We start from the raw sequence: 26,694 nt of genomic DNA on the forward strand, positions 1-26,694 counted from the left end.
GGTTGAGGATATTTGATGAATCAAATGTTTAGTTTTTTATTCGTACCTGCGATTTCTACCAAGATGGTAAATAAGGCTTTAACAATTAATCAATCGGCCACCATACTAGACTTAGAGGATTCTGTTGCCCATTCCAAAAAGCATGTAGCCAGAGAGAAGGTCTCTGGTTATATGAGTGAACTTAATGAATGGGATAGGCAAAGGGTATATATTAGGATTAATGATAGTGAAAGTCCGTATTTTTATCATGATCTCCAATTAGTTAAAGTATGTAAGCCACGAGGACTATTTATCCCAAAAGCAGAAGATAAAAACATGATAAAGGAGATAGCAACTTATTTGGCAGATGAATCGATAGCTCTTATTCCCTTAATCGAAACGGCAAAAGGGATACATTATTCATTTGACATTGCCACTGCAACAGAAACCGTTGAAAGACTGGCTTTTGGTGCGGTTGATTATTGTTTAGATACAAATATTGAGGTAGGAGAGGGGAGGGAAGAGTTATTATACGCACGTTCACAATTAGTAAACGCTTCAGCAGCAGCTAAAATACTACCCCCTATTGATTCTGTGTTCCTTCATTTAGAGAATAGCAATGATCTCATTAAAGAAACAACCCATGGCAGGAAAATAGGCTTTGCTGGTAAATTAGCGATTCATCCAAATCAAGTCGTACGAATCAATGATGTGTATCATCAAGAGAATAACAACCGTATTCATGAAGCGAAAGAAGTGATTAGACTGTTTGAAGACGCTGAGAAAGAGGGAAAAGCATCAATTAATGTGAATGGGCGTTTAGTGGATTATCCCGTTTATAAACAGGCTAAGAAATTACTACAGATAAATAGTGAGTGTAATGAATCAAGGTGATGACACTTTCATATTGTGAACTGTAAAATGTTTGATACGCTAGTATTAGCTGACCCCTTTTCGGCGAACACTTAGTTTTACTACTCTTTAAATAAATTTCAGAAAAGTATAGACAATTTTAATTGGATTTTGTATCCTGTTTTAAAAGGGAGTAAAGGGTGAGTGATCATTGACGATTGATGTTGATTTGAAATTAGATAATCGCGATACACTGCATTTAAAAGTATGTAACGTTCTCCGAGAAGCAATTATAAAAGGTCAGTTTAAACCTGGTGAACGATTAAAACAATCAGATTTAGCAGAAAAACTTGGTGTCAGTAGAATGCCGATTAGAGAAGCATTGAGAAAATTAGAATCTGAAGGTTTAATTACCCTAGTACCACATAAAGGAGCTATTGTTAAAACGATTCATTTATCAGATTTACAAGAGGTGTACACCTTAAGAGCACAGTTAGAGAAGATGGCTTTTATCCAAAGTGCAAAGCTGCTTACAGATACTGAAATCACGAGATTAATAGATCTTGTACATTTGATGGAAGATAGTGAAGATGTAGATGAATTTATTGAAAGAAATATAGAATTCCATCAATTATTATTAAAGCACTGCCATTGGGAGAGATTAAATGGTTTTATTGACACACTATGGAATGGGCTACCACAACAAACACCACATTTTATTACAGGTCAGACGGCTACATCAAATGAAGAGCATCGGGAGATTATCAAAGCGATAAGAGAGAAAAGATTTGAGCATGCAGGTGAGATTTTGTCTCATCATATTTTAAGAACAGGTGAATCACTTATTCACAGTTTAAAAAATGAAAGAATGAAATAAATATTGATTCATCAGGAAGGCAGCACGAATTTTTCAGAGCTGCCTTATCTTTTGCAAACGTTTACTTTAACGAAGGAAGGAAGAATGGACAATGGCTTTAACGGAAAAAATTTCAGAATATATAGTTAATTTAGACTATCAAGATTTACCAAAAGATGTGATTGAGTTTACGAAAGTATGTATTTTAGATTGGTACGGTTCAGCAATAGCAGGAATAGATGAACCACCAGTGGTTGCATTAAAAGAGACGTTATTTGAAATGGGAGGGAATGAACAGGCAACCCTTATTTCCGGTGAAAGGACTTCTCTTGCAAATGCTGCCATGATTCATAGTGCTGCTAGCCATATAGTGGAGTTAGATGATATTCATAAAGGATCGATTATTCATGCAGCAACAGTTGTGATTCCTGCTGCTTTATCTGTGTGTGAAGCGTATGACTTATCAATAGAAGAATTAATTACGAGTATCGTCATCGGCTATGAAGTTTGTTATCGTATCGGTGAAGCGGTTACGCCTAGTCATTATTATTATTGGCATAATACTGCAACATGTGGCACTTTCGGAGCAGCAGCTGCAGCAGCGAAGTTATTAGGGCTTAATAAACAACAAATCGTTCATGCTTTGGGAAATGCAGGGACACAGGCAGCGGGGTTATGGGAATTTATTGAAGATGGAGCCAATTCAAAACAGCTTCATACTGCAAAGGCATCCTATAATGGTGTACTTGCAGCACTCCTTGCTAAAAAAGGCTTTACAGGTGCCTCAAAGATATTAGAAGGTGATCGTGGTTTTTTCAAGGCAATGAGTGATTCGTACAACGAACAAAAGATTATTGAAGGACTCGGTGAGCAGTTTAAAATAATGGAAAATGGTTTTAAGCTTTATGCTTCCTGTCGTCATACCCATCCGAGTATGGACTGTGTGCATACATTGATGAACAAACATTTAATTGACTCTACTAAAATTGAAAAAATCCTCATAGAAACCTATCAAACGGTATTAGATATAACAGATAATCCCAAACCTCGTTCCATTTATGCAGCAAAATTTAGTGTACAATTCTGTGTTAGCTTAATTGCCCTTAAAGGCAGCGCTTTTCTACAAGACTTTAATGAAAGAACATTAAATAATAGTGAAATTAGAGAAATGATGAATAAAGTACGAGTAGCATCAACAAAGGATTTTACGGATGCCTATCCAGAACAATGGGGTGCAAAGGTAACTATTGTCTTAAGTAATAAAGAAAGTTATAGCGTCGCAACTGAATTTCCAAAAGGAGACCCAGAGAATCCTGCCAGTAAAAAACAAATGGTTGAGAAGTTCCAGTCATTAGTGGCTCATAAGATCACAGATGTAGATTATAGAGTAGATGATATATACAATATTGAAAATTTAAAAATAAAGGATTGGCTACTGGCAAATAGCCCAATTGAAAATGGAAATGAGGCTTGATGATGAAAGTGATTGCTTATGACCATATAGTGGAACAAGTAGCGAAGCTTTGTCAGGAAGCGAACTTTGCCCTTGGCGAAGACGTTATTTCTGCTTTTCGACAAGCGGTAGAAACAGAAAGGTCACCAATTGGAAAAGATATACTGTTAGATTTAATTGAAAATGCGAATATCGCTACAGAAAACCGTGTGCCTATGTGTCAGGATACAGGTGTTTCCGTTTTTATAGTTGAATTAGGCCAAGACTGTTTGATTAAAGGTGGAACAATTACAAGTGCCATTAATGAGGGTGTAATGAAAGGATATAAAGACGGGTATTTACGGCATTCTATCGTCAATAATCCCCTGACAAGAGATAAATCTGCAACATATAACAGCCCTGCCATTATTCATATTGAAATGAAAGCCGGAGATCAACTCGTTATCCATATGTCGGCAAAAGGGGGAGGGAGTGAGAATATGAGTGCACTTAAAATGTTAACCCCAGCAGATGGTATCGAAGGCGTAAAAGAGTTCATCTTAACAACCGTTGAAAATGCAGGACCTAATGCTTGTCCACCTTTAGTTGTTGGAATTGGAATTGGTGGGAATTTTGAACGCTGCGCTTATTTAGCTAAAAAATCATTGTTTAGACCGATTGGTCAACATCATCAGTCTCCAATAGTTGCCCAATTAGAAAAAGATTTAATGAAGAACATAAATGAAATGGGGATTGGTCCTCAAGGCTTAGGTGGCGATACAACTGCCATAGATGTAAAAATCGAGTTAGAACCATGTCATATCGCTGCACTTCCTGTGGCTGTTAATTTAAATTGTCATGCGTCAAGACATAAAGAATTGAGAATGTGAGGCTGATAGAATTGGAAAAAAAGCAGTTAACTTTACCCTTAAAACCAGAAGAGTTGGAAACATTAAGGGCAGGACAGCAAGTCGAATTATCAGGCTTAATATATACAGCAAGAGACGCAGCCCATAAAAAAATTTATGATCTTTTATCTCAACAAGAAACGGTTCCATTCACGGTAGAAAATGCTTTTATTTATTACGTTGGTCCGACCCCAGCAAAACCTGACCAAGTGATTGGCTCCGCTGGTCCAACTACTAGTAGTAGAATGGATAAATATACACCATTATTATTAGAGCATGGCTTAAAAGGAATGATTGGAAAAGGATATCGAAATGAAGAAGTAAAGGAAAGTATAAAAAGAAACAAAGCCGTTTATTTAGCAGCAATAGGGGGCACCGGCGCACTTCTTTCTACGGCTATTAGAGAGGCTGAGGTTGTGGCATTTCCTGAGTTAGGTCCGGAGGCAGTATACAAGCTCACAGTAGAAAATTTTCCAGTTACAGTTATTATCGATTCTTTAGGTAATGACTGGTATATACAAGCAAGAGAGAAGTTTCAACAAAAAAGATCAACTCTATAATTATTAATTACTATTTTTAAAGGACAAAGTCTCATATGTCTATCAATTGTATCCATTATCCCAAATAAATTATCTGTTTTATTAATAAAATATTGAATATTATTAATATATATAATAGTATAATTAATAAATTCAGAAAATTCTAATTAGGTGGTGGGGATAGATGGAGTTCGAATACACAAATGAAAACCAACAAGTCTTACAAATGGTAAAGGAGTTTGTCCGAAAAGAAGTGTCACCTCATATTAAATATTATGAGAAAAATCAATTATTCCCGAAAGATATTTTTGAAAAAATGGGCAATCTAGGTTTTTTTGGTGCTTGTTTTCCTGAGCGATATGGTGGGTCTGAATTAGGTTTTCTTAATTTAGCTATCATTGCTGAAGAAATATCGAAAGCACATCCATCGTTAGGTTATGCCTTTAATATGCAAGCAATGACCTGCCCTTTTACAATCTTAAATTGGGGAAATAAGCAGCAAATTGAAAAATATGTCCCTTCTCTAATAAAGGCAGAGAAAATTGGTATGTTCGCTCTTACTGAATCTGGTGGTGGCTCAGACCCTGCTGGAGCAATGAAGACAACGGCTGTTTTAGATGGTGATGAGTACGTGCTGAATGGATCAAAAATGTGGATTACTTTTGCTAACGAGGCAGATGTAGGTGTGTTGTTTGCGAGAACAAATCCAGAAGCTGGTCATAATGGCATTTCTGCATTTATTATTGAGACTAATGTACCAGGGTTTTATGCAAAACCAATCGAAATCAGTTCTCTAGGATATATGACAAGAAGCTGTGAAGTATTTTTAGAGGATTATCGAATCTCCAAAAGTCAATTATTAGGTAAAGAGGGAGAAGGCTTTAAAATTGCGATGAACGCGCTTGATTATGGACGCTTAACTGTTTCTTCACGATTGGTTGGTATTGCTCAAGGTTGTATTGATGAGTCGATATCTTATGCAAACGAACGAGAAGTGAGTGGTGTACCAATTGGTCAATATCAAATGATTCAACATTTGATTGCGGATATGGTAGTAGAAACAGAGGCTGCAAGATTGCTTACGTATAAAAGCGCTTACTTAAAAGATAAAGGCGAAGCGGCGACTAGACAAAGTGCATACGCAAAATATTTTGCTTCAGAAGTAGCTACCAAAGCTGCAAGAAGTGCGTTAGAGATATTTGGTGGCAATGGTATAGCAGATGAATATCCGATTATGAAGTATGTAAACTATGCGAATATGCTTCACTTTGGTGAAGGGTCGGCAAATATACAACGTATACTGATTGCTAATGATGCCTTAGGGGAAAAGGATGCTAATCGTCATCATATCGAAAGAAAGTATTCTTTAAGTAGTGATATTAAAAAGGTGAGGGTGTAGTCGATGAGTGATAGGCAACCACTTGAAGGCGTAAAAGTATTGGATTTATCTCGTGTTTATGCAGGACCTGGGGGTTCAATGATACTAGCAGATTTAGGTGCTGATGTCATCAGAATAGAGGCACCGAATGGTACTGATAGTATGAGAGATTGGGTCCCTTTCATAGGTGGAGAAAGTACGTATTATTTTACCGCTAATCGTAATAAAAAATCAGTAGAGTTGGATTTGAAAAACCAAAAAGGGAAGGATATCTTTTTAAAGCTCGTACAAGAGGCAGATATTGTCTTAGAGAACTTTAAAACAGGTACTTTGAAAAAGTTAGGTCTCGACCTACAACAACTTAAAAAGGTAAAAAAAGATATTATATTATGTTCGGTTACCGGATATGGGCAAACGGGACCGTATAAAGGGGAACCGGGATTTGATCCTGTTATGCAAGCGATAGGTGGTTTAATGGATGTTACTGGACTTCCAGAGGGAGACGCAACAAGAGTGGGACTTCCACTAGTCGATATTATGACGTCACAATATGTAACAATAGCGATTCTCGCAGCTTTAAGACAAAGAGATCAAACAGGAAAGGAACAATCTATTGATCTATCCCTATTTGAAGTACAATTAAGTGCACTTGCCAATGTAGCAAGTAGTTATTTAAATGCAGGTACAGTTTCAACAAGAGTTGGCAATGATCATAGTTATATTGTTCCTTATCAAGTATTTAAATGCAGTGACCGTCCATTAATGGTTTGTTGTGGTAATGATAAATTATTTGCGAATTTTTGCGTTGTTTTAGATCGTGAAGAATGGATTGGGGACGAGAGGTTTAAAACGAATCAAGCTAGAGTAACTAACCGTGAAGTGTTAACAAATAGAATCGCAGATATGATGATAACCAAAACGGCAGATGAATGGTTCACTCAATTATCACAAGTAGGTGTTCCAGCTGGACCAGTAAATAATATCGAACAAGTTTTTCAACATCCTCAAGTTGAGGCGAGAGAGGTTGTAGAAGAAGTTTCCCATGTAAAGCTTGGACATATTAAATTGGTGAAAAGTCCACTTAAAAATTCTACTCTAAATGTTAAAACAAAAGCAGGGCCACCTGTTTTAGGACAGCATACAGAAGAACTTCTACATGCATTAGGGTATCAAAAATTAGAGATTGATCAATTGAGAAAAGAGGGAGTTATTGGTTCGTTAGCCGAGCGGAAAATGTGATTATGAACAATAATGGAGGTGTTTCCAATGAAAAAGGTTCTTCTATTGACTTTATTTTTTGTATGTATTTTATTAAATGGCTGTAGTCAACAGACATCCAATGAAAGCGCTTCCGATGAAGTGTATGTGATGGATATAAATAATTGGCAGCCATCTACACATCACTATGCTTATAATGCGTGGGAGCCATGGAAAAAGATGGTGGAAGAAAAGACGAATGGAAGAGTTAAAGTCAATATTTATCATGGGAGTGCCTTAGGAAAGTCTAGCTCCGTTTACCAAGATATAAAAGGAGGGCTCTATGATGTGAGTCTTCTCGTAACGAACTATTTTTATGATACACCTTTTTTTCCTTATACAATCGGTAGTTTACCTTTTGCATTACAAGGACCTGTTGAGGCAAACAAGGTTTTAAGTAAATTCGAAGATCGATTTGCAGACAAAGGGTTAGATAATGTCATCCTTATGCCACCAACCTCAACAGATGCCTATGATTTATTTTCTACAACTCCTATTCACACAATGGAAGATTTACAGAATAAAAAAATGAGAATGAGCGGAAAAGGCGAAAATGCCTTTATTCAATCATTAGGAGGAACACCCGTATCGATCACATCTGAAGGCATATACGAAGGATTAGAAAAGGGGATGATTGATACCGCATTTTATACACCTATTGGCGGTGAAGCAGTAAGGTATTATGAACCTGCCCCTTATATTACACAAATGTCAGTACTCGTAAACCCACTCATTCCTGTAATGAATAAAAACTTCTATGATCAGCTCCCACCAGATTTACAAAAATTATTTACAGAAGAATTGAATCCTGCATTATCAGAAATGTTTACAAAGAGTTATGTTACAGAGTTAGCTGCTTCTAATGAGCAGCTAGAAAAAGCAGTTGAAAAAAGAGGCGAATATATTAAACTTTCAACAGAAGAAGACATTAAGTACCGTGAAGCAGGTAAAGGTGCTTGGGAGTTATGGATAGAAGATGCAAATAAACGTGGATTTGATGGAGATGAAATGGTAGAAGCTTTTTTTGAAATTCTCCGTGAAGAAGATTACCCTTTACCATTTGAAAATTAAAACAGTTAAGGTGGTGGAATGCATGAGAAAGCTTGAAGAAGTCATACACTTTTTAACTGCAATAACAAAATATATTGCGTTAGCAACGATGACACTGATGATGATATTTATTACCTTTGCTGTGTTTAGTCGGATGTTATTTTCACCTATTATTGGTGATATCGAAATTGTTCAGTTAGGTATGGTAGTGCTAATCATGTGTGGTTTGGCTTATACAGAACAAGTTAACGGACATATTACAATAGATATTATTACAAGCAGACTTTCATATAAGTGGCAACGCGTATTAGAGATATTTGGCGCATTTCTTACATTTATTATTACCATCCTCATTGCCTATATTTATCTTCATGTCGGGATCTTTCATCAACTAACAATGCCTATATCTACAACTCTTTTAGAAATTCCTTTTTACCCCTTTGATTATATCATTACAATCGGTTTTCTCATGTGGGGAGCTGAGGCTTTTCTAAGAATGCTCAAGCTCATCCTTTCATTAAATCATGAAAATATAGGAGGTGATGAACATGCCGGTTGAATGGTTTGGTGTTATCGTTATTTTGATCATGTTTGTTTTAATGTTTTTTAAAGTACCCATTGCAATCGCAATGGTCGTACCAGCTGTACTAGGAATCTTTTATTTGAAAGGTTGGACGGCATTAGCCACAGTTGTTGAAACAGTGACATGGGATCATAGTTTTAGTTATACGTTAAGCACTATCCCTATGTTTGTTCTAATGGGAGAACTATTATTTATCTGTGGAATTAGTACAGAGCTCTTTAATACTTTCAGACTTTGGCTTAGTAGATTAAGAGGTGGACTTGGGATGGCGACAATTGCATCTTCTGCTGTTTTTGCGGCCGCTTCAGGTTCAAGCCTAGCAAATACTGCCACAATGGGTGTCATTGCATCGAAGGAAATGCTAAAGGCTGGTTATAACAAATCATTAACCGGAGGAACGATTGTCGCAGGAGGAACATTGGGTGTGCTCATTCCACCGAGTACATTGTTTATTCTATATGGGATGATGACTGAACAATCTATCGGACAGCTTTTAGTTGCGGGCATTATACCGGGGATTATTCTTATCATTTTATATATGATCACCGTTTATGTAGTTGTATCTTTAAAGCCAGAATTAGCACCGATGATTCATACAGAGGTGAAATGGAAGGATCGTTTCATCGCATTGAAATCTACAATATGGATTATTTTGTTATTTGGCATTGTGATTGGGGGTATGTATATCGGATGGTTTAACCCAACTGAAGCAGCAGGGATTGGGGCATTCTTTACGTTTATTTTTGCATTAATCAGAAGGAAATTAACGATTCAGTCATTTGTTAAAGCATTATCTGCTACTTTAAAAACAACAGGATTTTTATTTGCCATAATTATTATGGCATTTATCTTAAATTACTTCTTAACAATTACAAGATTGCCTTTTCTATTAGCGGATATTTTCGAATCTATCTCAGTTCCCCCTTTTCTATTATTTGTGCTTATTATTCTTATGTACATTTTATTAGGAATGGTAATGGATGCTCTTGCTATGGTTGTTGTTACATTACCGATTATTCTACCGATCATTCTAGCGATGGATATGAATTTAATTTGGTTCGGTGTCATTATTGTTTTGGTGATGGAAATGGCAATGATCACACCTCCTGTTGGGATGAATTGTTTTGTGCTAAGAGGATCAGCCCCAGACCTTACTTTAGAACAAATTTTTAAAGGAACAAGTTTATTTTTAATTCCCATTTTCCTATTAATTATTATTCTTTATCTTTTTCCTGATATTGCTCTGTTTCTACCTAAAAATATGTATTAAGAGGAAGGTGAAAATATGTTTACGAGTGACGACCTTAAACCAATGTTAGAACCAAACGCAGTAGCTATTATAGGAGCTAGTGGAGACAAAACGAAAATCAGCTATAAACCAATAGCGAATTTAAAAGAGGTAGGCTATCAAGGTGAAGTTTATCTTGTAAATCCAAAATATGAAGAGATATTAGGTTTTCCATGCTATCAGAAGATAGAAGAACTACCTGAATATATTGACTTAGCATTGATTTGTGTAGCTGCTAAAAGTGTATTATCTATTATTAAACAATTACATGCGAAGAAGGTAAAAAGTATTTTGATTTTTAGTTCTGGATTTACAGAAATAGGTGGAGAAGGAGTGAAGTTAGAGGAAGAGATAAGGGAGTATTCAAAAGGAAACCATTTGCCGATTTGCGGTCCAAATTCTCTCGGGTTATTTAACTTAAATAAGCAGATGATTGCTTCCTTTTCCAGTTTAAAAGCATGTGATGCTGCAGCGATTGCATTTGTTACACAAAGCGGAGCAATGGGTTCTTTAACTCATACATTAGCAACTGAAATGGGTATCGGATTTCAAGCTTTTGTATCTAGCGGAAATGAAAGCACGGTTGATTTCTTTGAGTATATTGATTATTTTGCTAAAAGTCCTGACATAAAAGTCATTGGTGGATATTTAGAGGGAGCAAGAAATATAACTAAAATGAATCGTGCAATAAAGGCTAGTCATGAAAATAATAAACCAATAGTATTAATGAAAGTTGGTACGTCAGTTATCGGGGCGGATGCGGCTAGTTCGCATACTGCATCATTAGCAGGTAATGCGAAGATTTATCAATCTTATTTTGCTGCAAACAATGTGGTTCTTGTTGATGATGAGGAAGAATTAATTGATACATTATCACTGTTTCATTATGCTAAAAATATCTCTAAAGACGGAGGGGCGGTTATCGTCACACAATCAGGTGGTGCAGGCATAATGATGGCTGACCAATGTGAACGTAAAGGAATGAAACTTGCCACTTTAGAAGCAGAAACGAAAGAGAGATTATCACAAACTCTTCCAGCTTTTGCTTCTATTAAAAACCCAGTTGATATGACGGCACAAGTGAATCAAAATCCTCAACAAATACTTGATACTCTATCTGTGCTAGTTGAAGCAATTGAAGTGCAAACCATCGTGCTTTATATTCAAATGACGGATCATTTATTTACACCTATTATCGACAAACTCAGTAAGTTGATTAAACAAGCTAATAAGCCCGTTGTTGTTTGTTGGTCTGGAATACAGGAAGAAACAAAAAAGGCAGTCTTTAAGGAAAAAAGTATTCCTTGGATTCCTACACCAACACGGACCATTAATGCCCTAGCACATGTCGTAAATTACTATACGGCAGAAAAGCAAGCTTACGATCAAACGAGAAAAGAAATTCGTAAGCAGACACCCATGATCGTAAATGAAAAACTAAATGAATGGGAAGGAAAGCAACTATTACAATCGATTGGTATAAAAGTGCCTAAAGGTTCTTTTGTTCGTAATCAAGAAGGTCTGCATGAGCATAGTCTTCCTTTTCCTCTTGTCTTAAAAGGAGTTTCGAAGGAGATCACTCATAAATCAGACTATCAGTTGGTTCAAACAAACATCAACAGTCAACAAGAGTTACTGCAATTTTATGAAGGGATGATTAATAGGATAAAGCATCATCATATCGAACATCTTATCGAAGGGATGATGATTGAAGAAATGGCAGATGAGGGAATTGAGGTGATTATTGGAGCAATTGACGACCCTACATTTGGACCGACAATCATGTTTGGTATCGGTGGGGTATTTACGGAAGTGCTTGAGGATGTTGTTTTCTTGCCTGCACCAATTACAGAGAGCCAAGCGTTACAAATGATTGCTTCTATTAAGGCATTTCCACTTCTAAATGGAGTGAGGGGAAAACCTAAGTCAGATATAAAAGCATTGGCATTAACGATACAAACTTTATCCGAATTTTGTTTATCTCATCAAGGGGAATGGAGAGAAATGGAATTTAATCCGATCCTTGTCCATAAAGAAGGTAATGGTGTTACCGCGGTTGACGCCGTCATTGTTGGGAAAAAACAAGCAGAGATATATAGTTGATTCACTTACCCTTATTAATGAGACAAAGTGCAGAGACCTCATTAATAAGGGGGTTTATATACTTAAATCAAATAGGGCTTCTGTTCAGTTACAAACGATAAAAACTTCTGTATTCCTCCAGCAATTACGGTATCTTGATGGTAAACAAGGTGAGAGTGACGATACAAATGCAGGTTATCACTTATTGGAATGATTTGGAGCTTACCATTTTCAATCTCTTCTTGTACCGAAATACTTGGCAAGAAAGAAATCCCGAGATTGATCTCGATCATTTTTTTCGTTGCATTGATGTCGTTAAGCTCCATTCCTGTTTTCATATGGAAACCATAGGAAAAAAGCTTTTGTTCAATTTGTGCCCAGTAGTTTGACTCTTTCCCATAAACAATGAAGGTTTCATCAGCTAAGTCACTTAAATGAGGACTTGGAATATTTGTTAAACGATTGCTAGCTGAGGCAACGAGTACAATGGGATCTTGTCCAATATGATGGCTGACTAAATCTTCTTCTATAAACTCTTTTTGAGCGGAACGTGCAATGGCGAAATGCACTTCACGATGATAAAGCATATCGATCATTTTAGGTGTAAAAGCGGTATGTAGTATGATTTCAATTGTAGGATAGGAAATATGAAAGCTTTCTAAAATTTTTGGTAAGATCCAGTAACAAAATGAATCGGAAGTCACTAGAGAGAGGGAACCTTTATACCCTTCTTTATATTGAGTGAGTGATTTTTCGGCTTCTTTTACTAATGAAAGAATTTGTGTGGAATAGGGATAAAGAATCTTTCCGGCATCTGTTAAGTTACCTAATGATTTATTTTTACGATTGAATAATTGCAGCCCTAATTGGTCTTCTAAAGATTTGATTTGAGAGCTAACTGTTGGTTGTGAGATACATAGTTCCTCAGCAGCTTTAGAAAAGTTATTATGTTTATATACTGATAGAAATACTTCTAATTGTTTAATATCCATTCTATTAACGCTCCTCACATGTTTTCCTGCTCCCACTATTTTACCATATAGATATCAGATAATTTATATCATTCAAAAAAACAATCTTTATTTCATTGACAAAAAAATTTTTTGTATATAAAATTACTGAAAAAAGGATAATGAAGGGGTAGAAAAGATGGATGAGCATGTAAAGAAGGCGAAAAGAAAATATAATGTACCTGCAGTTGACAGTGCATTTAAAATCCTTACATTATTGAGTCGAAAAAAGTTTAGTAAAAGTAACTTAACTGAAATTGCAAATGCCTTATCATTAACCCCAACCACATGTTACCGCATACTGCAAAAGTTAGAAGAGCTATCCGTTGTACGTTATGATCAAAGCTCTAAAAGATATAGTCTTGGCCCCTATTTAGTTGTTTTAGGAGAAAGAGCGAAAGAGAATATTCTAGATTTATCTGTTATAATGCCGTACTTGGAAAGATTAACAGAAGAAACTGGATTAACGAGTTTCCTAGTCAATCGAATTGGTGAGAAAAAATCGACCATTATTGCTAAGGTAGAAGCAGAACAATTTGGTATAAATGTATCAGTAGGTAGACATTTCTCAATTGTAGATGGGGCTTATGGTAAGTGTTTGTTAGCTAATCTAAGGCGAGAAGAAGCAAAACGTTTAATTGATTATAATGATGGTCTTCGTCCTTTAACGGAAAAAGAAATGAAAGAATTATTAGCAGAGTTAGAAATGATAAAAATAAAGGGATTTGCCATTTCACATGGAGAATATATTGATGGTTTAATTGGCATTGCTGCACCAATTTTTAATAATACAAATACAGTGGAGATGTCCATTTCTTTAGTCGGCTTAACCAGTCAGTTGCAAGGAGCGGAAGCGGAAAGAATTGGTGAACTAATAAAGGGAATTGCGAATGAAATTACAATTAAATTAGGCGGAGAACGCCCATTAGTCTAATTAGAAAAGACATTATTATTCAATCAGAAAATAGGGAGTAATAATGTCTTTTTTGCTGAGAATAATCGAATATAGTTAAATAATCTTAATTTTCTAATTTTTTATTGACAAAAAATTTTTTAATATATAAAATCTTAATTAATATCATATTTTTGAAATGGAGGTAGTTTCATGGATTTAAAGAATAAAGTAGCGATAGTTACTGGCGCTGGGAAGGGAATCGGTAGAGAGATTAGTCTTTTATTAGCTCAACATGGCGCCCAAATAGTCGTTGGTGACTTGAATGTAGAGGCATGTGAATCTGTCGTGAATGAAATTGAAAAGGTTGGATCAAGGGGATTAGCAGTTAAAGTAGATGTTGCCAAAAAAGAAAGTGTTGACGAGCTTTTCTCTAAGACAATTAGTCATTTTGGTGATATAGATGTGCTTGTTAATAATGCAGGAATTACACGTGATGCAATGCTTCATAAAATGACAGAAGAGCAATTTGACCAAGTGATTCAAGTACATATGAAAGGGACATTCTTATGTATGCAAGCTGCTGCACTTCATATGAGAAAACAAGAAAAGGGAAAGATTGTTAATATCTCATCCATTGCCGGTAAGGTTGGTAATATGGGGCAAGTGAATTATGCTGGCGCTAAGGCTGGAATTGTTGGCATGACGAAAGCTGCAGCAAAAGAATTAGCTAAATTCCAGGTCAATGTGAACGCCATTCAACCTGGTTTTATTGAAACAGATATGACCAAAGCCATTCCTGACAAGTTAAAGGAGTTGAAAATAGCAGAAATACCGATGCAAAAAGTAGGTCAACCGCTTGATATCGCTAAAGCTGTCGTTTTCTTAAGCTCTAATTATGCTGACTATATCACTGGGAACGTAATTGAAGTAACTGGTGGCAGATATATGTAAGCGATTGCAAAATATGAAAAATATATCGATTCATTTTTAATCTCTCTTCTAAAATCTACAAAATGATCTAACAACATCCTCAACCAAGATACATCCTGAAATACTCGCTGTTAACTTCTTTGTAAAAGACCAAACCCAATAAAAAATATATTTCTACCAATCTATTAGGTATTACTGCTTTCATAAGGATTTCTACAAATAAATGCATATGGAGGGTTATCATGTCAATTAAAAACGCTGCTGCCATTGTCGGAGTAGGTGATATTGAGCTTGAGGAAGGAAAAGTAAAAGACGGTTTATCTGTCTTGCAAATTCAAGCAATCGCAGCAAAACGAGCACTAGATGATGCAGGTTTAACAAAGTCTGATGTAGATGGTCTGTTTGTTGCTGGTCTATGGGGATTACCTGGTGTTGGTACATTTCCTTCTGTTGTAATGGGGGAATATTTAGGGATTGAGCCGAACTATACAGATTCTACACAGATAGGCGGTTCTTCATTTGAAGCTCATATTGGCCATGCTGCAGCTGCCATTCAAGCAGGGCTTTGTGAAGTAGCATTAATTTTATATGGAAGTACACAGAAGTCAGAGAGGTCGCGATCTTTAGCAGGAAGACCACCTACGTTTACTGCACAATATGAAACACCTTTTGGCTTACCTTCACCAGCTGGTGCTTACGCGATGGCGGCACATCGTCATATGCATCAATACGGAACCACGAATGAAGACCTAGCAGAAATAGCAGTGGCAACAAGAAAGTGGGCTCAATTAAATCCATATGCGACAAAAAGGGATACGATATCCATTGAGGATGTGCTGCAATCGCCAATGATTACTGATCCTCTTCATATACTAGATTGCTGTCTCGTAACAGATGGAGCAGGGGCAGTAGTGCTTGTATCACCCGAACGGGCGAAGGATTGTCGGAAAAAACCGGTCTGGATCCTTGGCCAAGGTGAGGCACATAGTCATTGGTCTATTCAAGCGATGCCTGACTTAACCATGACATCTGCTGCGCAATCAGGTAAACGAGCGTTTGAGATGGCTGGAGTTGGCCATGATGACATTGATTTCGTTGAAATCTATGACTCTTTCACGATTACGGTGTTGCTCACATTAGAATCTTTAGGCTTTTGTAAACGTGGTGAAGGTGGCGATTTTGTGAAAAATCAACGTACAGCTCCAGGCGGTGATTTTCCGATGAATACGAACGGCGGGGGCCTTTCATATGCACATCCAGGTATGTACGGGATTTTTTTAATTATTGAAGCGGTTAGGCAACTAAGAGGTGAGTGTGGAGAGAGACAAGTGAAAGAAGCAAAAATAGGACTTGTAAATGGAACAGGGGGAACACTTTCCTCAACATCAGTCGTCATTTTAGGGAGGGACTAAACAGATGGATAAGATAATGAAGCCATTACCAATTATTGATAATGATTCGAAGTTTTTTTGGGAAGGGTGTGAGAAAGGAAAATTATTCATACAACAATGTCAAAGTTGCTCTTTGCATATCTTTTACCCACGTATTCTATGTCCTCACTGTGGAGAGGAAAACGTTACTTGGGTAGAAGCAAGCGGAGAGGGGACGATTTATTCTTATACAATTGCGCGAAGGGCTGGTGGACCTGCGTTTAAAGAAGATTTGCCGTATTGTGTTGCCCTCATCGATCTAAAAGAAGGGGTTAGGATGATGACGAACATTATTGATACGGATATGGAAGCAATTCATTGCGATCAACAAGTAAAAGTCGTCTTTCAAAAAGTCGGAGAGATGACGCTACCCATGTTTACGCCTGTATAACTTTGTTTTCATTGGCCATATCTGGATGGGAGGTTATTACATGAATAAAGGGAATAAAATGCTTCCATTAGTACTGCTGCTATTACTATGTTTTCTTTTAGCTGGATGTAACTCTGCTCCTCAAGCTTCGTTGCTCGCAGATGAATCGGGCCTAGCTGAGCAAATGACGTGGAGTGTATATGATGTAGGCTCTGGTGGTTATGCAGAAATGTCGGCTATTGCGAATGTGTTGACAGAAAAATATGATACAAAGGTGAGAATGCTTCCATCTGCAAGTGGTGTTGGAAGAATGGTGCCTTTAAGGCGTGAAATTGCTTCTGTAGGTAAAGTTGGAGATGAAATTCAACTGGCATTCGAAGGAAAGGAAGAATTCACTTCAAAAAAATGGGGACCTCAAAATGTTCGAGCTTATTGGGCACCCATTAGTCAATTCGGATTTGCTGTAAGAGAAAACTCAGATATACAAACTCTCAAAGATCTAAGGGGAAAGAAAATTCCAATAATAGCTGGAAACACTTCCGTCAATTTAAAAAATGAAGCAATGCTTGCTTTCGCCGGCTTAACTTGGAATGATGTGGAGCCAGTAAAAATCACTTCCTATTCAGGACAAGGAGAAGCACTTATCCAAGGGCAAATTGATGTTGCCGGTATTAATCCGACTGCATCTACAATGTTTGAAGCCCATAGTAAAGGTGGGATTCGTTGGTTAGAAATGGATAAAGATGACAACGGGGGATGGGGAAGAGTAGAGGAAGTGGCTGCGTGGTTATTTCCTATTAATACAAAACAAGGAGCAGGTATGGAAACAGGTATGGATGTTATGGGACATGGCTATTTAATTGGTGGATACGCAGATCAAAGTGAAGAGGCAATCTATCAGTTTATTAAATCGTTAAATGATTCTTTCCATTTATATGGCGATGCCCTACCTAATTTAGCTTTATATAGTAAGGATGAAGTCTTAACAGAGCCAAAAGGGATTCCGTTTCATGAGGGCACAATTCGTTTCTTTAAAGAAGAAGGCTTATGGAGTGAAGAAAAACAACAAAAAAATGATCAATTAATAGAACGGTACGAAGCGTTAAATGAAGTATGGGAAAAAACGGTTGCCTTCGCTGAAAAAGAAGAATTAACAGATGAGGAATTTGAAGCGCTCTGGTTACGGGAACGGGAATCTGTAAATTAAAAATGAGAGAATCATAACCATCCATTCTGATAAATGTGAGGTGAGGTTAGTCTATGGTGCAATCACGTTTAAACACTTTTTGGAAAACGATTATTATTAGCTCCACTTTAATAGGCATTTTCTTATCTGTAAACATGTTATTCTATCTTGAATTATTTGGCATAAATCCGATTCAAAATGCTTACATGATTTTATTATTAGCCTGTTTTCTCCCTTGTGCCTATCTTATGTTTCCCGCAAAGAAAACGGATCTTTCGATTAAATGGTATGATATCGCCTGTTTTTTATTATCCATGATCATTGCTATAGCCATTGGTTTGAATGGTGAACGAATTATTATTGAGGGATGGGATTGGGAGGCTCCAGTTTTACCGACAATTGCAAGTATTCTTCTATGGGGGTTAATTATTGAAGCTTTAAGAAGAACAGCTGGTCTTGTTTTAGCGATGATCTGTCTAGTAATCTCACTGTATCCCCTTATTGCTGGAATTATACCGATAGAATTGCTCCAAGGACAGTCTTATGATTTTCTTACCTTAGCGAGAAATCACATCATGAGTTCTAATAGCGTGTTTGGTATTGCTTATACAACGATTGGGAATTTATTACTAGGATTTTTAGTATTTGGTGTAGTCATTACGAAAACTGGTGGTGGTGACTTTTTCTTCAACCTCGCTCTTTCTATCTTTGGCAGAACGAGGGGTGGCTCTGCGAAGGTTGCCGTTGTAGGGAGTGCATTTTTTGGCATGTTGAGTGGTAGTGCCGTTTCAAATGCAGTGACAATAGGTGCAATGACCATACCGGCAATGAAGAAAACAGGCTATAAACCCCATTATGCAGCAGCTATTGAAGCGACAGCGTCTACAGGTGGTACCATTACGCCACCGATTATGGGTTCGGCAGCCTTTATCATGGCCTCTTTTTTAGCGGTCCCTTATTATGAAATCGCTTTAGCAGCTGCAGTCCCAGCATTTCTTTATTATCTTGGCTTATTTATTCAAATTGATGGGTATGCTGCCAAAAATGGATTGAAAGGGATGGCTGCTAAGGAAATACCATCATTCTGGAAAACGTTAAAAGAGGGTTGGTATTATATTTTTTCAATCGTAGTCATGATTTTCTTCTTAGCAGTACTAAACTCAGAAGGGCAAGCCCCTTATTATGCAAGTGCTGTATTGTTACTCATTGCCATGATAAAGAAATCAACGAGGATGTCAGCTAAAGATCTAGCAAATATGGTCGTGAATATAGGAAAGGTCTTAACTGATATCGTTGTTATTATTGCTGGGGTAGGCTTTATTGTTGGTGCGTTGTCTGCTACAGGTGTATCGTTTTCATTTTCTCGTGAATTAGTGGCTGCTGCTGGAGATAATACTTTCTTAATCCTAATTGGTGGAGCACTTACCTGCTTTATTTTAGGGATGGGTATGACTGTATCCGCTGTATATGTATTTTTAGCAGTTATTATGGCACCGGCACTTGTTGCTGTTGGTGTGGATCCAATAGCAGCACATTTATACGTTGTTTATTGGGCAACTGTCTCCTATATTACGCCACCAGTAGCATTAGCTGCCTTTTCGACAGCAAGTATAGCAGGAGCAAGTCCGATGAAAACAGCTTTTCAATCTGTCCAGTTAGGATCCGTCAAGTTTATCGTCCCTTTCTTCATGATTTATAATCCTTCCATATTAATTGGTCGCGGAGATCCGTGGGATACGGTCCTTAGTATAGTTGTTGCCGTCATAGGAATTGCTTGCATTTCCTTTTCATTAGAAGGATATCTTGTGGGAGCTGGTACTTTAGCCATAGTAGAGCGAATCATTTTATTTATCGCAGGATTGTTGATGTTTGTCCCAATGTGGCCGTTTATTATCGGTGGTATCGTGATTGCATTATGTCTTTATTTACTTAAATGGCGAAGAAAAAGAAGTAATTATAATCAAGGCAATGAACTGGAGGTATAACGAATGGATAAAAATGAAGCGATACAAAAATTTCTTCACCCAGAATCAATCGCCATTGTAGGCGTATCAAAAGATTTCACATCCATTAGTGGTAAACCGATCAAAAACCTTATTCAGCATCAATATAAAGGCAATATTTATCCTGTTAACCCTAAATATGAAGAAATTGGTGGTTATAAGTGTTACCCTTCTTTGGTTGATATTCCTGACTCCGTTGATGTCGCATTAATTGCTGTTTCAGCTAAAAGAATGTTATCTATCATCGATCAATGTAAACAAAAAGCGATTAGAAGTATCGTACTTTTTGGCTCAGGTTTTGCAGAAATAGGAGAAGAAGGTTCAAATCTACAGAATGAAGTGTTAGAAAAGGCTAAGGAAGCGAATATTCATATTCTTGGTCCCAACTGTGTCGGTTTATTAAATGTTCATTTATCACTACCAATGGGGTTTGCTACCTCGTTTGAAACAGATCGGCCCTTTATTTCTGGACCAGTCGGGTTTGCTTCTCAAAGTGGAGCGATTGGCTTTTCATTATTCGGGATGGCACAAGAAGAGAATATAGGATTTTCCTATGTCGTGAATACGGGAAATCAGATGGATATTACGACACTTGATGTCATGAATTATATGGTAAAGGATGAGCAGACATCAATCATTACTGGTTATTTAGAAAGTATTCCAGACGGGGAACAATTTATTCGATTAGCGAAAGCCGCAAAAGAAAAAGATAAACCACTCATCATGTTGAAGGCTGGAAGGTCAAAATTAGGACAGAAAGCGGCTTTATCGCATACAGCCTCAATGACTGGTTCTGACGAAACGTATCAAGCAATCGCCAAACAATATGGCATTATTACAGTGAATGATATTGATGACTTAATCACAACAGTCAAAGTCTTTTTAAATCAAAAAAGGGCAGCTGGAAATAAAGTGGTAACGATTTCTAATTCTGGAGCTGCAGGTATTGCAATGGCTGATTATAGTGAAGATTTGCAGCTTAATATGATTACGTTGACTGAAGAAACGAAGAGAAAAGTGGCAGATTTAATCCCTACTTACGGATCTGCGATGAATCCGATTGATGTGACTGCGCAAAGTTTAAAAGAACAACATATTCTAACCGATACATTGAAAGTATTATTAGAAGATACAACAATAGACAGCATTGTTTTTCAAACGACATTTGGAGGCGAATTAGGCTTTAATATTTGCAAAGCAATAGCGGAAATAGACGCGAAAACAGATAAACCGATACTCGTGACGATTACTGGCACAGATGAATTAACAGGCAAAGGAAGAAGGTATTTACAACAAAATAATATCCCAGTATATAAAACATCTTATGAAACGATGGTTGCACTAAGTTTACTAGTACAATATTCAACAAAGACTGTTAATGATGTTCAGGTAGCTGGTGAAAACATTTATCATACTGATGAAATAAAAGAACGAATTTGGACTGAAGTGAAGGTTAAACATTTATTAACAAACTTTGGCATCCGTACACCTAAAGGAGTACTCATCAATAAGGTAGATGAGATAGAGACTATGAAAGTAGACTGGGATATTCCTAAGGTGTGCAAAGTCATTTCTTCCGATATTCTTCATAAAACGGATGCAGGTGGTGTTATTGTTAATATACAGAATGAACAAGAATTAGCGTTAGCGGTTAAGGAGATAACAGAAAGTGTAAAGAAATATAATAAAGAAGCACAGATAGATGGCTTTCTTGTGGAAGAGATGGTTAAGCAAGAAGGTGTAGAATTTTTCATTGGCGTGAAAGAGGATCCTCAATTTGGTGCGATTATTGTCTGTGGGCTAGGAGGGATATTTATTGAAGTATTTAAAGATGTATCGCTAAGAAAAGCTCCAGTCAGTGAGGAAGACGCAATTGAGATGCTAATGGAATTAAAAGGTTATGCCGTTTTGCAAGGAGTTAGGGGAAAAGGCAGTCATGACATTCAGGCATTAGCTCGAGCGATAGAGAAGATATCACATTTTGCTGCTAATCAAAATGGTAGATTAAAAGAGATGGATATCAATCCTCTGATTGTGCTTGAAGAAGGAGAAGGTGTGCTTGCCCTAGACGGTGTCATCGTTTGGGATGAAAAAATTGATCATTTAATAGAATCCTTATGAATGGAGAAGTCTCTATTATGAAGAATGAATACTTACAATGGCTAGAAAAGGAGTTTAATACATCTCCTTATTGGCAGCTTCTTGGTATTACAATGGATGAATTGGAAGCAGGGAGAGCGCGCATTAAGATGTCAGTACAAAAACAACATTTAAACTCTAATGGTGTGGTTCATGGAGGCGCAACTGCCTCCTTATTGGATTCGGTTATAGGTGTCACTATTCGGTCAATGAAAGATGTTAAAGTTGCGACGATTTCATTAACAACTCAATTTCTCGCCCCTGTTAAAGAAGGGATCTTGTATGCAGAAGCGAAAATGATACATGAAGGAAGAAGAATCCAATATGTTGAGTCTATCCTTACTCAGGAAGATGGAAGTGTTGTTGCCAAAGCGCTAGGTACCTTTTCTATTAAACAGCGGATAAGTTAGGAGGTGGATTTATGGATGAGTCTATTAAAGTACCTCAACCGGAACCGATAAAAGGTGGCATGCCAGAACCGACAGAAATCAATTATTTCTTATCAGATCCCCATATTCATTTTTTATTAGCACACTATGTAAATGATGATTATCAATTAGTTAAAGATAAGTTAATTGAGTTAGGGGATAGAGCAAATAATGAAATCGATCCGCTTTCGAGAGAGGCGGACAGACATCCACCAACATTAACAATGTATGATAAGCGTGGACAACGAATAAACGATGTTAATTATCATTCATCCTATTCACGTCTCGAGGAAATCGGTTATGAAGAATTCGGCTTGGTTGCCATGAGTCATCGTAGCGGTGTCATGGGGGCTGAAACGGCTTTTAATAAAGTGATGAAATACACTTTTTGGTATGTATTTGCTCAAGCTGAATTTGGTTTATGTTGTCCGATGAGTATGACAGACTCAGCGGCGAAGATTTTGGAGGATTATGGAAGTGTAAAACTAAAGAAAGAATACTTACCCCAATTAATTAGCACGAAGAGTGATAGAATGACGGCTGCTCAATTTATGACAGAAAAGCAAGGCGGCTCGGATGTGGGTGCCAATTCAGTCAGAGCAGAAGCTAATGGAGATTCATGGTTAATCACGGGGGATAAATGGTTTTGTTCAAATGTTAGTGCTGATGTAGCACTTGTATTAGCGAGACCAACAGGTGCAAAAGAAGGAACAAAAGGGTTGGCCATGTTCTTAGTACCAAGAATCTTGCCTAGTGGAGAAAGAAATCATTATACGATCAATAAATTAAAAGATAAATTAGGGACAAAAGGAATGGCTTCAGGAGAAGTAACTTTTGAGCGGGCGACTGGTTACTTAGTTGGGGAACTTGATCATGGGTTTAAACAAATGATGTCAATGGTCAACGCTTCAAGGTTATCAAATAGTGTCCGTTCTACAGGTCTCATCAGGCGCTCTTATTTAGAAGCCTTATACACAACTAGAGGACGTATCGCATATAAAAAACCATTAGCCAAACTTCCTCTCATGCAGAAACAATTATTTGAAATGATGCTAACATCGGAAGTGGCGACATCCATGTCACTATACACGGCACATACCTTTGATTTGACCGAAACTAAAAAGGATGAGAAAGCAAAAACGATGCTAAGATTGTTAACACCTTTGTTAAAAGGTGTAATATGCAAACAAGCAAGAGTGATTGCAGGTGAATCAATGGAAATGAGAGGCGGCAATGGATATATTGAAGAATGGGCAAATGCTAAACTTGTACGTGATGCACATTTAGGGTCAATATGGGAAGGTACGACGAATATTGTTGCGCTGGATGTTTTAAGAGCAATTACAAAAAATAAGGCAAATACTGTGTTAATACAAACAATGAAAACGATTTTAAATGAAGTGACGTTTGTTGATTTTACCCCATTGAGAAAGAAGTTATTAACTAATATGCATCTATTAGAGGAAGATCTTAATCTAATAGGGCAAGTTAGCCCTACAGAAGTAGAAATGGAAGCTATTTCTATCATGCAACGCATTTATTATTTATTAGCGAATTGCTTATTGTTGAAAGAAGCTGAAATTGAAACAAAGGAAACAAGCAGTTATAGAAAATATTTTAATGCTTGTTATTATTATCATCTGCATATCCAAGAAAGTAAGTGTCGGTGTTTTCACCAAAGTGTATGGCAATGGGGAGAAGATGTTATCAATTGGGTGATTATCCCCAAATCAGCGATCTCTCATTTTAATGAGCAATTAAGTAAATAGAAAATTCTAAAAAATATTGCAATTGAAAATTGGATACAGTATCCTATAGATAACCATTTTTATAAGTAGGGTGAAGACGAACGACAATTTGTGAGAAAAAACGTGAAGCTTCGTTGTTACTCCTAGCAAACCATTAAAAACATCATTTAAAGGAACCTTTAATGATTGAATGAATGTTACGATGCATTTCCACAAAGAACATCTACGAACATTTGGCGAAAAATGAGCAGGTATTCGTCTCCACTTCTTTTAATGAATCATACTAAACCAACAAGAATATTAGGAGCAACTATGTCAATGATTGCGTATGGAATAAATGCTCATTTATAGCAAAAAAGGAGGATATAAATGAAAGTTGAGACATATGAAACGATTGACCTAAAAAAAACTCATCATAATCAAATTGCTATCTTACGTTTAAACCGTCCACAATCAATGAATGCATTGAACACCAAAATGGCGAGTGAAATCGTATCAAGTTTAGAAATCTTAAAATATGATCCAGATTTACGAGTCATTATTTTAACTGCAGAGGGGGATAAAAGCTTTTGTGTTGGAGCTGATTTAAAAGAGCGAAACGGAATGAGCCAACGTGACTGGAAAAAACAACATGATATTTTTGAAAGAGTGACTGAATTAATTCGTGAGTTTCCTTTTCCTATTATTTGTGCTGTAAATGGTTATGCGCTAGGCGGTGGTATGGAGATTGCATTAAGCTGTGATATGCGCACGGCAAATGAAAACGCTTCATTCGGTTTACCTGAAGCGAAACTCGGTCTCATACCAGGGATAGGTGGTACACAAATGGCCATAAGAGTATTACCACTTGCAATAGCTAAAGAAATTTTATTTACAGGTAAAAGAATCAGTGCTACAGAAGCTGAGACATATGGACTCGTGAATAAAGTTTGTCGAGAAGAAAGCTTATTAGAAGAGACAATTAAGTTGGCATCAGAAATTGCAGAGAACGCGCCACTTTCATTAAAGGCATTAAAGAAAGTTGTTAATAAAGGAGCAGATTGCGATTTATCTACGGGAATCGCACTAGAATTAGAAGCATATTATCGTTGTGCTAATTCTAACGATCGTTTAGAAGGAATTTATGCTTTTAATGAAAAAAGAAAACCACAATGGCAAGGAAAATAAAGGAGGGTAAAAATGGCACAGACGAAAGTCAATACTGAACATGACATGATTAGAAAAAGTGTGAAAAGTTTATGTGAGAGATTTCCGGAAACGTATTGGCAAGAAACGGATGAAAGGGAAGAATATCCAACAAGTTTCGTTCAAGCCTTAACAGATGAGGGGTGGCTTTCAGTTCTTATTCCAGAACAATATGGCGGAGCTGGTTTGGGAATGACAGAAGCGAGTATTGTATTAGAAGAAATTAATCGCTCAGGCGGGAATGCGGGTGCTTGCCACGCACAGATGTATACAATGGGTGCAATATTAAGGCATGGTAGTGAAGAACAAAAACAGAGATTTCTCCCAAAAATCGCCAGTGGTGAAGCAAGACTCCAAGCATTTGGGATTACGGAACCTACAGCTGGCAGTGATACAACTAGTATTGAAACTTTTGCCCACAAAGAGGGAGAAAAATATATAGTTAACGGACAAAAAATTTGGACATCTAGAGCTGAGCATTCTGATTTAATGCTACTTCTAGCAAGAACAACACCGAAAGAAACTGTAACGAAGAAAACAGATGGCTTAAGTTTATTCATACTAGATATGAAAGAACAACGCGATAAAATAACCATTCGTCCGATTGATACAATGATTAATCATGCGACAACAGAAGTATTCTTTGAAAATGCGGAAATTCCTGTAGAAAACTTAATTGGTGAAGAAGGTAAAGGGTTTAAATATGTTCTTAGTGGAATGAATGCGGAGAGAATATTAATTGCCTCAGAATCTGTTGGAGATGGTTTATACTTTATAGATCGCTCAGTACAGTATGCTAATGAACGTGTAGTATTCAATCGCCCTATTGGAAAGAATCAAGGTGTACAATTTCCAATTGCTAAGGCATTTATGGAAATAGAAGCTGCAAAGCTAATGAGAGATAGGGCGGCTGAATTATTTGATGAGGGAGTCAATTGCGGTGCAGAAGCAAATATGGCTAAATACCTTACTTCCGAAGCGACATGGAATGCTGGAAATGCGGCAATGGATACTTACGGTGGCTATGGTTTTGCCAAAGAATATAATATTGAACGTAAATTTAGAGAAGCGAGATTATTTAAGGTTGCCCCAATTGCCAATAATTTAGTATTAAGCTTTGTCGGACAGCATGTATTAGGATTACCAAGGTCTTATTAACTTGTACC

23 protein-coding genes are annotated in these 26,694 nt (G+C 37.0%); 22 read left to right on the plus strand and 1 reads right to left on the minus strand.

Translation table 11 applies throughout. The features are described from left to right. Positions 1–15: 15 nt before the first annotated feature. The 11 genes from MKX67_RS11240 to MKX67_RS11290 all read left to right on the plus strand — a co-directional run bounded on the left by MKX67_RS11240 (position 16) and on the right by MKX67_RS11290 (position 12,225). Positions 16–873 (plus strand): CoA ester lyase, encoded by an 858-nt coding sequence (locus MKX67_RS11240; RefSeq protein WP_341058618.1) that lies wholly within the window; start codon positions 16–18, stop codon positions 871–873. Positions 874–1,042: 169 nt separating this feature from the next. Then, on the plus strand, positions 1,043–1,708 hold the full coding sequence (locus MKX67_RS11245; protein WP_095373373.1) for a GntR family transcriptional regulator: 666 nt from the start codon (positions 1,043–1,045) through the stop codon (positions 1,706–1,708). 91 nt (positions 1,709–1,799) lie between these two features. Beyond that, on the plus strand, positions 1,800–3,161 hold the full coding sequence (locus MKX67_RS11250; RefSeq protein ID WP_342489238.1) for an MmgE/PrpD family protein: 1,362 nt from the start codon (positions 1,800–1,802) through the stop codon (positions 3,159–3,161). A gap of 2 nt (positions 3,162–3,163) precedes the next feature. Further along, positions 3,164–4,009, plus strand: coding sequence for a fumarate hydratase (locus tag MKX67_RS11255; RefSeq protein WP_095373371.1), 846 nt, complete (start codon positions 3,164–3,166; stop codon positions 4,007–4,009). Positions 4,010–4,020: 11 nt separating this feature from the next. Beyond that, the gene (locus MKX67_RS11260; RefSeq protein WP_095373370.1) at positions 4,021–4,587 is read left to right on the plus strand and encodes a Fe-S-containing hydro-lyase; all 567 of its coding nucleotides are present in this window, start codon (positions 4,021–4,023) and stop codon (positions 4,585–4,587) included. Positions 4,588–4,750: 163 nt separating this feature from the next. Beyond that, positions 4,751–5,965: an acyl-CoA dehydrogenase family protein gene (locus MKX67_RS11265; RefSeq protein WP_340974765.1), complete on the plus strand. Its 1,215-nt coding sequence runs from the start codon at positions 4,751–4,753 to the stop codon at positions 5,963–5,965. A 3-nt stretch (positions 5,966–5,968) separates the two neighbouring features. Further along, positions 5,969–7,183 carry a CaiB/BaiF CoA-transferase family protein gene (locus MKX67_RS11270; protein ID WP_307314116.1) on the plus strand — a complete coding sequence of 405 codons (1,215 nt, stop codon included), beginning with the start codon at positions 5,969–5,971 and terminating at the stop codon, positions 7,181–7,183. Between the two features lie 27 nt (positions 7,184–7,210). After that, positions 7,211–8,272, plus strand: coding sequence for a TRAP transporter substrate-binding protein DctP (dctP, locus tag MKX67_RS11275; protein ID WP_233435258.1), 1,062 nt, complete (start codon positions 7,211–7,213; stop codon positions 8,270–8,272). A 22-nt stretch (positions 8,273–8,294) separates the two neighbouring features. Beyond that, a complete protein-coding gene (locus tag MKX67_RS11280) occupies positions 8,295–8,810 on the plus strand; it encodes a TRAP transporter small permease (RefSeq protein WP_095373365.1) in 516 nt (171 codons plus the stop codon). After that, positions 8,800–10,104: a TRAP transporter large permease gene (locus tag MKX67_RS11285; protein ID WP_095373364.1), complete on the plus strand. Its 1,305-nt coding sequence runs from the start codon at positions 8,800–8,802 to the stop codon at positions 10,102–10,104. The genes MKX67_RS11280 and MKX67_RS11285 overlap by 11 nt, the downstream gene beginning before the upstream one ends. A gap of 15 nt (positions 10,105–10,119) precedes the next feature. Continuing rightward, on the plus strand, positions 10,120–12,225 hold the full coding sequence (locus MKX67_RS11290; RefSeq protein WP_342489240.1) for an acetate--CoA ligase family protein: 2,106 nt from the start codon (positions 10,120–10,122) through the stop codon (positions 12,223–12,225). A 62-nt stretch (positions 12,226–12,287) separates the two neighbouring features. Here MKX67_RS11290 and MKX67_RS11295 read toward each other — a convergent pair whose 3' ends face one another. Then, positions 12,288–13,196, minus strand: a complete 909-nt coding sequence (locus MKX67_RS11295; RefSeq protein ID WP_095373362.1) for a LysR family transcriptional regulator — start codon at positions 13,194–13,196, stop codon at positions 12,288–12,290. Between the two features lie 157 nt (positions 13,197–13,353). Between MKX67_RS11295 and MKX67_RS11300 the strand changes: the two genes are divergently transcribed. From MKX67_RS11300 to MKX67_RS11350, 11 genes are all read left to right on the plus strand, one after another. Next, positions 13,354–14,148: an IclR family transcriptional regulator gene (locus MKX67_RS11300; RefSeq protein ID WP_095373361.1), complete on the plus strand. Its 795-nt coding sequence runs from the start codon at positions 13,354–13,356 to the stop codon at positions 14,146–14,148. Between the two features lie 171 nt (positions 14,149–14,319). Continuing rightward, complete coding sequence (fabG, locus tag MKX67_RS11305; RefSeq protein WP_095373360.1) at positions 14,320–15,060, plus strand: 3-oxoacyl-ACP reductase FabG; 741 nt, start codon at positions 14,320–14,322, stop codon at positions 15,058–15,060. A 221-nt stretch (positions 15,061–15,281) separates the two neighbouring features. Further along, positions 15,282–16,451 carry an acetyl-CoA acetyltransferase gene (locus MKX67_RS11310; RefSeq protein ID WP_341055477.1) on the plus strand — a complete coding sequence of 390 codons (1,170 nt, stop codon included), beginning with the start codon at positions 15,282–15,284 and terminating at the stop codon, positions 16,449–16,451. Positions 16,452–16,455: 4 nt separating this feature from the next. Continuing rightward, a complete protein-coding gene (locus tag MKX67_RS11315; RefSeq protein ID WP_095373358.1) occupies positions 16,456–16,860 on the plus strand; it encodes an OB-fold domain-containing protein in 405 nt (134 codons plus the stop codon). 40 nt (positions 16,861–16,900) lie between these two features. After that, positions 16,901–18,046: a TAXI family TRAP transporter solute-binding subunit gene (locus MKX67_RS11320; RefSeq protein ID WP_307314098.1), complete on the plus strand. Its 1,146-nt coding sequence runs from the start codon at positions 16,901–16,903 to the stop codon at positions 18,044–18,046. Positions 18,047–18,099: 53 nt separating this feature from the next. Beyond that, positions 18,100–20,010 carry a TRAP transporter fused permease subunit gene (locus tag MKX67_RS11325; protein WP_342489241.1) on the plus strand — a complete coding sequence of 637 codons (1,911 nt, stop codon included), beginning with the start codon at positions 18,100–18,102 and terminating at the stop codon, positions 20,008–20,010. A 3-nt stretch (positions 20,011–20,013) separates the two neighbouring features. Continuing rightward, complete coding sequence (locus MKX67_RS11330; protein WP_341055483.1) at positions 20,014–22,149, plus strand: acetate--CoA ligase family protein; 2,136 nt, start codon at positions 20,014–20,016, stop codon at positions 22,147–22,149. 17 nt (positions 22,150–22,166) lie between these two features. After that, positions 22,167–22,577, plus strand: a complete 411-nt coding sequence (locus MKX67_RS11335; protein ID WP_180316969.1) for a PaaI family thioesterase — start codon at positions 22,167–22,169, stop codon at positions 22,575–22,577. An 11-nt stretch (positions 22,578–22,588) separates the two neighbouring features. Beyond that, complete coding sequence (locus tag MKX67_RS11340; RefSeq protein ID WP_341055485.1) at positions 22,589–24,364, plus strand: acyl-CoA dehydrogenase family protein; 1,776 nt, start codon at positions 22,589–22,591, stop codon at positions 24,362–24,364. A 348-nt stretch (positions 24,365–24,712) separates the two neighbouring features. Further along, positions 24,713–25,510, plus strand: a complete 798-nt coding sequence (locus MKX67_RS11345) for an enoyl-CoA hydratase-related protein (RefSeq protein ID WP_307314088.1) — start codon at positions 24,713–24,715, stop codon at positions 25,508–25,510. Positions 25,511–25,522: 12 nt separating this feature from the next. Continuing rightward, positions 25,523–26,686 carry an acyl-CoA dehydrogenase family protein gene (locus tag MKX67_RS11350; protein ID WP_307314087.1) on the plus strand — a complete coding sequence of 388 codons (1,164 nt, stop codon included), beginning with the start codon at positions 25,523–25,525 and terminating at the stop codon, positions 26,684–26,686. Positions 26,687–26,694 lie beyond the last annotated feature (8 nt).

Source organism: Cytobacillus sp. FSL W7-1323, from assembly GCF_038595015.1.
GTDB lineage: Bacteria > Bacillota > Bacilli > Bacillales > Cytobacillaceae > Cytobacillus > Cytobacillus kochii.

What these genes read in the sequence shown, in the direction of transcription:
- MKX67_RS11250 (WP_342489238.1), top strand. Translation starts at nt 1,800, where the DNA reads ATGGCTTTAACGGAAAAAATTTCAGAATATATAGTTAATTTAGACTAT.
- MKX67_RS11255 (WP_095373371.1), top strand. Translation starts at nt 3,164, where the DNA reads ATGAAAGTGATTGCTTATGACCATATAGTGGAACAAGTAGCGAAGCTT.
- MKX67_RS11325 (WP_342489241.1), top strand. Translation starts at nt 18,100, where the DNA reads ATGGTGCAATCACGTTTAAACACTTTTTGGAAAACGATTATTATTAGC.
- MKX67_RS11335 (WP_180316969.1), top strand. Translation starts at nt 22,167, where the DNA reads ATGAAGAATGAATACTTACAATGGCTAGAAAAGGAGTTTAATACATCT.
- MKX67_RS11330 (WP_341055483.1), top strand. Translation starts at nt 20,014, where the DNA reads ATGGATAAAAATGAAGCGATACAAAAATTTCTTCACCCAGAATCAATC.
- MKX67_RS11340 (WP_341055485.1), top strand. Translation starts at nt 22,589, where the DNA reads ATGGATGAGTCTATTAAAGTACCTCAACCGGAACCGATAAAAGGTGGC.
- MKX67_RS11300 (WP_095373361.1), top strand. Translation starts at nt 13,354, where the DNA reads ATGGATGAGCATGTAAAGAAGGCGAAAAGAAAATATAATGTACCTGCA.
- MKX67_RS11295 (WP_095373362.1), bottom strand. Translation starts at nt 13,196, where the DNA reads ATGGATATTAAACAATTAGAAGTATTTCTATCAGTATATAAACATAAT.
- MKX67_RS11285 (WP_095373364.1), top strand. Translation starts at nt 8,800, where the DNA reads ATGCCGGTTGAATGGTTTGGTGTTATCGTTATTTTGATCATGTTTGTT.
- MKX67_RS11270 (WP_307314116.1), top strand. Translation starts at nt 5,969, where the DNA reads ATGAGTGATAGGCAACCACTTGAAGGCGTAAAAGTATTGGATTTATCT.
- dctP (WP_233435258.1), top strand. Translation starts at nt 7,211, where the DNA reads ATGAAAAAGGTTCTTCTATTGACTTTATTTTTTGTATGTATTTTATTA.
- MKX67_RS11240 (WP_341058618.1), top strand. Translation starts at nt 16, where the DNA reads ATGAATCAAATGTTTAGTTTTTTATTCGTACCTGCGATTTCTACCAAG.
- MKX67_RS11320 (WP_307314098.1), top strand. Translation starts at nt 16,901, where the DNA reads ATGAATAAAGGGAATAAAATGCTTCCATTAGTACTGCTGCTATTACTA.
- MKX67_RS11290 (WP_342489240.1), top strand. Translation starts at nt 10,120, where the DNA reads ATGTTTACGAGTGACGACCTTAAACCAATGTTAGAACCAAACGCAGTA.
- fabG (WP_095373360.1), top strand. Translation starts at nt 14,320, where the DNA reads ATGGATTTAAAGAATAAAGTAGCGATAGTTACTGGCGCTGGGAAGGGA.
- MKX67_RS11350 (WP_307314087.1), top strand. Translation starts at nt 25,523, where the DNA reads ATGGCACAGACGAAAGTCAATACTGAACATGACATGATTAGAAAAAGT.
- MKX67_RS11345 (WP_307314088.1), top strand. Translation starts at nt 24,713, where the DNA reads ATGAAAGTTGAGACATATGAAACGATTGACCTAAAAAAAACTCATCAT.
- MKX67_RS11265 (WP_340974765.1), top strand. Translation starts at nt 4,751, where the DNA reads ATGGAGTTCGAATACACAAATGAAAACCAACAAGTCTTACAAATGGTA.
- MKX67_RS11280 (WP_095373365.1), top strand. Translation starts at nt 8,295, where the DNA reads ATGAGAAAGCTTGAAGAAGTCATACACTTTTTAACTGCAATAACAAAA.
- MKX67_RS11310 (WP_341055477.1), top strand. Translation starts at nt 15,282, where the DNA reads ATGTCAATTAAAAACGCTGCTGCCATTGTCGGAGTAGGTGATATTGAG.
- MKX67_RS11315 (WP_095373358.1), top strand. Translation starts at nt 16,456, where the DNA reads ATGGATAAGATAATGAAGCCATTACCAATTATTGATAATGATTCGAAG.